We start from the raw sequence: 6,104 nt of genomic DNA, 5'->3' as shown, positions 1-6,104 counted from the left end.
GATCAGGAACAACTCTTTGCGGGTCTGCTTGCGCTTACCGGCGTACTCGGCGTCGGCGAAGGTCATCTGCTTCATCGGAAAACTCAGCGGGTGGAGTCTGGGTATTTTGCCAAAATCAGGAAGTCTTTTTCAGAGTTTCCCTAGAAGAAACCTTTCATGAAGCAATGTTGACTGTATATACCCAGGCAGGAAAAGAGGTCGGGTATTGGGCAAACTATTTCTTACGTTCAGTTCGGCGCCATGGGGGCTTAGAAACCGCACATCGCATGCTTCTTCCTTTAAAGAGTGAGTCAGTCCAAAGCGGACTACAAGCTCTTATAGACTCTGGTCGTTCAGATATTAGCGTTGAATCACTAGTACTCAGGCCACAATTCCAATCTCTTTTTTCTGAGCCAGAGCTTAGTGAAGCCAAGCGTCGATTAAGCACTTTCCCTGATTACACTGTCCGTAAAAGTGTACAAATTGATTCTATATTTCCTGAAACCCTGCACCAAGACTTACCTTATTTCGAAGATGCTGTTCGCAAAGTTACTATAAATTCTTACGAACGTGATCCTAACGCTCGTGCCGCTTGCCTTGCTAGGCATGGCTACAATTGCTCTGTATGCAACATGAACTTTAAAGAACAATACGTAGTAATTGGTGAGAAATTTATTCATGTTCACCACAAAAAACCGCTGGCTACTATTCGTAAAAATTATGAGATAAAACCAACCAAAGATTTGGTTCCGGTTTGCCCAAACTGTCACGCGATGCTTCATACCAGTGAGCCGCCACTTTCAGTTTCAGAACTAAAAGTAATTATTGAAGAACACCGCGTTAGTGTCGGCTAACAATGCGCTAAAATCGGTCGATTTGCTCACTGGGACTGGCTAAAGCTAAGCCCCTTAGCTTAAACGTGATGTGAATAGGGGGAAGTAAATTTGAACTGGAGCCCAATAGAAGCAAGAGCGCTTTTAGATAAATAAACACTTTGTAAATTTGTTCGATCTGTCAAAAAGATATCTGGATTTTCATTCGAGTCATCTAGAGAGCTCGTGCTATTAGAGGCAAATATAACTAAAGTTACGGTCTACGTTTCTGTAGCTCCTTGTTATATGTCGGATGTTGAGGTTGAAGAAGAGTATTTACCTACATTTACAAAACGTGGCCGTCATGCTGATATTGAATCAGTGTCTCGTTCTTTAGGCTATGAACATAAGGCGTACAGACTCCATGTAAAAACGGAAGTTACATTTGAACTATTGCTAGACTGGTATCAGTATGCAAAAAAAGTCGCTCAGCTCCGCTATTTCGTGGCTGGACAGTTTTTAAGTCGCTGCTAAAGGGGCGGGTTGAATTATCTAGCAGTCGATATCCCGCTCAAAATTGGTCTATTTATTAATGGATTAGTGCGGGCTCCGTCTAATCCTTGTTAGACCCCTATCCAAAATATATTCGGTTATCACATGACAAAAGAACTTACTTGGCGTGCAGCTATCGACAAAGTGTTGGGAGTATCAACAACTCCGCTGCACTATAAAGACATCACGGACAAGATCATTGCTGACAAATTACGCACAAGTCTAGGGGCTACGCCAGCAGCAACAGTTATCGCCCAGATAAGCGCTTCCATTAAGCACGATGGGGAGTCGTCCCCCCTACATTCGCGTAGCAAAAGGCACGTTTACACTAAATAAATCTGCCGCAACATTAGGTTCACCGAGCAAAGTCAAACTAACCCCTACAGTCGAAGAGTCTGAGGAGACTGAAGAGCAATACGACATTGTTAGCTCCTTCGGTATGTTCTGGCGTAGAGAAGCGGTTCAATGGGTTGCAACGCCAAAGCTACTAGGCATGCAACAGCTAGGAGCCACACCAGTAGACTTTAATAAGCAGCTTGGTATCTACCTACTGTATGACGGCAGAGAGGTCATCTATATTGGTCGCTCTACTGATCGCCCATTAGGGCGCAGGCTGTACGAACATACCTCGGATCGTCTAGCCGCTCGATGGGATCGATTCTCTTGGTTTGGTCTTCTGCCCGTCTCAGAGTCTGGTCAGCTTGGAGAGCTGCCAGCAACATTTGAGGCAGCAAAGATGATTCCTGCACTAGAAGCCATTCTAATCGAGGCACTTGAGCCCCGCCAAAATAGAAAGCGTGGTGACGACCTTTCGGCTGTTGAGTTCATTCAGCGCGAAGACCCTGAGATTAATAAGAAGCGCGTAAAGGCCTCTCTAGAAGCGGCAATTGAAAAGTTGTGAGGTCTAACAACGGATTTCTATCGTTCGCTACGCTCACTGGGACGGGCTAAAGCCCGCCCCTTAACCAAACCTTAACCCTTAAGGAGATATCGTGGCATATATTGCCGGAATGGATTTTCATATTGACCTAGACTTCAGTGAAATTGACCTCGAAAAAACAGAGCAATATCTAAAAGAGATTGTCCGTAAATACTCTGATATTATTTTCCGTCAAGATACTGAAGTGCTAGTAAGGCTCGAAGATGGCAGTCTTAAAGTAAAGCTTGCAATAGTTGGTGCCATTTACATAGGTGTCGGCCAGTATGGCTCTTTTCGTTCAGGCATTGACTATTTGATTAAGGATGCCAAGTCTCTTAAAGAAATTGTTACTAGTGAGATTGTTAGAAATGGCCTTAATGAGTCAGATATTATAGATAGCAAAAGAATTTACTGTGACCCAGACAGAATACGCCGAGTATTTCTAGCAATTGATCGACTTGAATCTAAAAAAGGGGTCTCTGAAAGTGAGCTGCTTAAAGAGGTCTCAAAAATTAAGAGATCAATCCGAAATATCTGTCATTTAATTGGCGAGATAGATGCTGGGCTTTTCGCTTCTTCAGTTTCAGAAAAATATTGGCCAGATGACAGGCGAATTCCGGAATATGTTCGTAGATTTCAGATCGTCGCTAGAGAAGAGGATATTGTTCCGCTCCTGGGTGATAGCTTGAGTTCACCTGAGGTTAACAAGGCATTGCCGCGGAAAAGCCGCTGAATGCTGCTAAAGGGGTCAGATTAATATCCAAAAACTGATAAAACTAAATCAGCCTGATTACTTTAATATTGAGGTAAAGCTTGTGTCGAAAGTAATCCTGGAAGGATTTATAGTTGTACCAGAAGCCGACCTGAAGCAGATCAAAGAAGAGTTACCCACTCATATTGAATTAACCCGGAATGAGCCGGGTTGTATGGTTTTCCATGTAGAGCAGTCTGCTACGGATGTTCAGCGATTTGCTGTTTATGAAGAATTTGATAGCGAAGCGGCATTTGAACAACACCAAGCAAGAGTAGCGGGTTCTCGTTGGGGGTCCGTTACGAAGGACGTTCAAAGGCATTACACGATTACTAAAATTTAATATCTAAAGTAAGCAGGGTTATTAAACATCCACAATTTTTAACCTATAGGTAAACAGAATTGTTCTGTTACCAGCAAAGCTAAAAATAAACACTCCTCGCCTCAAGAACCTTTGCTGCAAAAATCCTCGAGGCTTATCCGCCACAGCAAAAAGTGGCGAGATATGTGGGGTTAATGTCATTGCCGCCAGGCTTGCGCCTGCGCACACTCTGTCCATCGTGCTCGCAGAGATCGCCATGGACACCATCAAGTGCATCGCCGCCCTTATTTACCCTGATTTTATGAGCCTGGATGTAGTCGGCCCATTGCAGGTTTTTGCCTCGGCCAACGCCGAGCGCAACCGGCAGGGCTTGGGCGATGCTTATCGCTTGCTGTTGCTGAGCGAACAGGTTGGCCCGGTAAACAGCTCATCCGGCATGCGTCTGTTGGCGGATGCCAGTTGGCTGGACTGTGACCCAAGTGAGCTGGACACGCTGCTGATTCCCGGTGGCGTGGGTGAAACCGTGCAGTGTGAAAACCCTGCTCTGCTGGCCTGGTTGCGCGCTGCCGAACCGCAGATTCGTCGGCTCGGCTCGGTGTGTTCCGGGGCGTTGATTCTTGCCCGTACTGGCTTGCTCGATGGCCAGCGCGTGACCACGCATTGGGCCGATGTGGCGGCGTTGCGTGAGCACGAGCAAGTTGAGGTAGACGCCGACTGCTTACACACCTATGACCCCGACGACCGCCGCGCTGCCCATCTGTTTACCTCGGCGGGTGTGACAGCCGGCATCGATTTGGCCCTGGCCCTGGTGGAAGCCGATCTGGGTCGCAGCATGGCGCTGGCTGTGGCGCGGCGTTTGGTGATGTTCCTGCGTCGCCCTGGTGGCCAGGCGCAATTCAGTGCGCTGCTCGCACCAGAGCCCTGCCGTACACCGCGTCTGGCCGATTTGTTGGCTTGGATTCCCGGCAATCTGGGTGGCGATTTGTCGCTGGAGGCGCTGGCCGAACAAGCCAGGCTGGCGCCGCGCACGCTTTCCCGAGTATTCGCCAAAGAGTTGGGCACCGGCCCGGCGCGCTATGTCGAGCGGGTTCGCCTTGAGGCTGCCCGCGCGCTGTTGCAGGACGCCCAGGCTTCGATCAGTACGGTGGCCAGGCTCACGGGCTTTGGCCACCCGGAAAACCTGCGGCGGGTTTTCCATAAGCACCTTTGTGTTAGCCCTCTGGAATATGCCGAACGCTTCGGCCGGGAGATTCACCATGCTTGAGTTACGCCCCAACTGCGAATGCTGTAACCGCGACCTGCCGCCAGATGCGCCGGACGCGCGGATCTGCTCGTTCGAGTGCACGTTTTGCAGCCACTGCGCCGATAGCCACCTGCAGGGGCACTGCCCGAACTGTGGCGGTGAGCTGGTGCGTCGGCCTATCCGCCCAGCCGCCAAGCTGGAAGGCGCGCCGGCGTCCACTACGCGGGTATTCAACCCTGCCGGCTGTAGCGCCGCGCACTAACGTCAACGCCTGGGTATTGGCTGGAGTCACCCTATGGTGCTGTTACGCAATCCATCGATTCGCCTGTTGTTCGCCGGCCAGGCGCTGTACTGGTCGTGCTCGATGATCGGCATCACCCTGACTGCCTTGGTGGGGCTGCAACTGGCCCCACTGAATAGTCTGGCAACCTTGCCGTTATGTTTATGGATGCTCGGCAACCTGTTCAGCGTGCAGCCGATGTCGCGGTTTATGCAGCGCCATGGTCGTCGCCCTGGTCTGATGCTCGGTGCCGGCGCTGGCGTAGTGGGCGGCCTGCTGAGCGCGCTGGGCGTTTGGCTGGGTGACTTTATGCTGTTTTGCTTGGGTGCCCTGCCCATCGGCGTGTATCAGGCGTCGGCGGTGTACTACCGCTTTGCCGCCCTGGAAGCCGTCGCAGCGACTGAAAAAGGCCGGGCCAGCGGTTATGTGATTGGCGGCGGGGTATTGGCGGCCTTGCTGGTGCCGAGCGCGCTGCAGTGGGCCGGCAGCTTACTGGGCACGCCCTTTGTCGCGGCTTATCTGCTGATTGCTATCTTTGCCCTGCTCGCGTTGTTGCTGATGAGCCGGCTGCGCGAGGGCGCTGCACCGCCCAGGCCCAAGGCTGGATTCACGGCGCTACGGCAACTGTTGAGTAACCCGGTGGTGCGCGCCGCTATCGCCACCACGGCGATTGGCAATGGCCTGATGGTTTTAGTGATGAATGCCACGCCTCTGGCCATGAACTTCTGCGGCTTTGCCCTGGAAAGTAGCGCCCAGGTGATCCAGTGGCACATGCTCGGCATGTTTCTCCCGGCCTTTTTGGCAGGCCCTCTGGTCGATTATCTCGGTAGCCGCCGGGTGGCCTTGCTTGGCGGCTTGATACTGCTGGGCAGCGCCACCATTGCCCTCAGCGGCCTGCAACAGCTGCACTTTCTCCTCAGCTCGTTGTTGCTTGGTTTGGGTTGGAACCTGATGCTGGTCGCGGGCACCACGCTGCTCGCCGAGGGGCATGGCGAAACGCAGCGTGCCCAGGCGCAGGGGTTGATGGAGTTGCTCAACGGCATACTGGCTGCCGGTGCTGCCTTTAGCGCTGGGGTGTTGATCAGCGGCCTCGGCTGGAGCGCGATCAACTTGATTGTTCTGCCCTTCGTTGGCCTGGCCGTGCTGATGCTGTGGCCGGCAAGGCGCAGCCTGCAGCCAATTGATGGCATGCCGGTAAATGGCAGGCAATAAAAAGGCGACCTAGTAGGGTCGCCTAGACGCTTAT

Annotated in this window: 7 protein-coding genes and 1 pseudogene; all 8 read left to right on the top strand. The window is 51.5% G+C overall.

Features of this window, described 5'->3' with window-relative positions; genetic code table 11:
• Positions 1–833: pseudogene (locus VCA57_RS04770) on the top strand (hypothetical protein); the annotation flags it as partial.
• 615 nt (positions 834–1,448) lie between these two features.
• Complete coding sequence (locus VCA57_RS04765) at positions 1,449–1,679, top strand: winged helix-turn-helix domain-containing protein (RefSeq protein WP_411183813.1); 231 nt, start codon at positions 1,449–1,451, stop codon at positions 1,677–1,679.
• Positions 1,624–2,244, top strand: coding sequence for a GIY-YIG nuclease family protein (locus VCA57_RS04760; RefSeq protein ID WP_411183822.1), 621 nt, complete (start codon positions 1,624–1,626; stop codon positions 2,242–2,244). The genes VCA57_RS04765 and VCA57_RS04760 overlap by 56 nt, the downstream gene beginning before the upstream one ends.
• 91 nt (positions 2,245–2,335) lie before the next feature.
• Positions 2,336–2,995, top strand: a complete 660-nt coding sequence (locus VCA57_RS04755) for a hypothetical protein (protein ID WP_411183812.1) — start codon at positions 2,336–2,338, stop codon at positions 2,993–2,995.
• Positions 2,996–3,077: 82 nt separating this feature from the next.
• Positions 3,078–3,356, top strand: a complete 279-nt coding sequence (locus tag VCA57_RS04750; protein ID WP_411183811.1) for a putative quinol monooxygenase — start codon at positions 3,078–3,080, stop codon at positions 3,354–3,356.
• Between the two features lie 235 nt (positions 3,357–3,591).
• Entirely contained in the window at positions 3,592–4,599 is a 1,008-nt protein-coding gene (locus VCA57_RS04745) for a GlxA family transcriptional regulator (RefSeq protein ID WP_411183810.1), read from the top strand.
• Entirely contained in the window at positions 4,592–4,840 is a 249-nt protein-coding gene (locus tag VCA57_RS04740) for a DUF1272 domain-containing protein (protein WP_411183809.1), read from the top strand. The genes VCA57_RS04745 and VCA57_RS04740 overlap by 8 nt, the downstream gene beginning before the upstream one ends.
• A 36-nt stretch (positions 4,841–4,876) precedes the next feature.
• Positions 4,877–6,070: an MFS transporter gene (locus VCA57_RS04735; RefSeq protein ID WP_411183821.1), complete on the top strand. Its 1,194-nt coding sequence runs from the start codon at positions 4,877–4,879 to the stop codon at positions 6,068–6,070.
• The last annotated feature ends 34 nt before the right edge of the window (positions 6,071–6,104 follow it).

The sequence above is a fragment of the Pseudomonas sp. genome (genome assembly GCF_046581935.1).
GTDB lineage: Bacteria > Pseudomonadota > Gammaproteobacteria > Pseudomonadales > Pseudomonadaceae > Aquipseudomonas.
This window is presented reverse-complemented; position numbering and strand designations above follow the sequence as displayed.